The sequence below is a fragment of the Proteus genomosp. 6 genome (assembly GCF_040139785.1).
Classification (GTDB): domain Bacteria; phylum Pseudomonadota; class Gammaproteobacteria; order Enterobacterales; family Enterobacteriaceae; genus Proteus.
In genome coordinates this window covers 1-560 of the sequence record NZ_JBEEVJ010000062.1, presented here as the reverse complement: position 1 = coordinate 560, position 560 = coordinate 1, and the positions used below count along the sequence as shown (strand labels likewise).

1 protein-coding gene is annotated in these 560 nt (G+C 44.1%); it reads left to right on the top strand.

Annotated elements, in window-relative coordinates; genetic code table 11:
* Positions 1–247: 247 nt before the first annotated feature.
* Positions 248–490, top strand: coding sequence for a hypothetical protein (locus ABN212_RS18805; RefSeq protein ID WP_349443580.1), 243 nt, complete (start codon positions 248–250; stop codon positions 488–490).
* Positions 491–560 lie beyond the last annotated feature (70 nt).

Here is a 560-nt window from a genome sequence, read left to right as displayed (position 1 = left end):
GTAACATAGAAGAGCAAGTACAGATGGCTGGTTCAATAAGCAGGTTTTGGTTGCTTGGATTATTTTCTACTTGTTTGTTGAACTAACAAAATTTTCAGTACTAATGTATGTGTCACTGATGGAGACAAGAACTATGTATTTTTATATATCACAATTTTATTTGGCAATAAATTAAATTATGAGGCTGCTCCGAAAGTAATGCCTCCTATGTTGTTATGTTGGCCCACGACGTCAGAGGTGAATGGTGGTGGTATGGCAGCAGAGGCTGAACCTTCCCACCAATATTCCATTCCATGTTGTTGCAGTGTGGCAGATGGTAGCAGAGGGGCAGTCTGACAGAATGGTGTCTGACATGGAAGTGTGTATGAAGCAAAGTTGTGTCACTGAATTCCTCCATGTGGAAAAAATGGCACCCATTGACATTCACTGGAGACCAAACAGTGGCTGTGAGCACAGTAAGGCTGTGGGTGTTGCGTTTCAGCAGTGGTGACTGTGACAGTGGGTCACCTCTGCTGGTGCAGATTTTGGCGAGCATGGCATGCAGGCTCTTGTTCATCGCT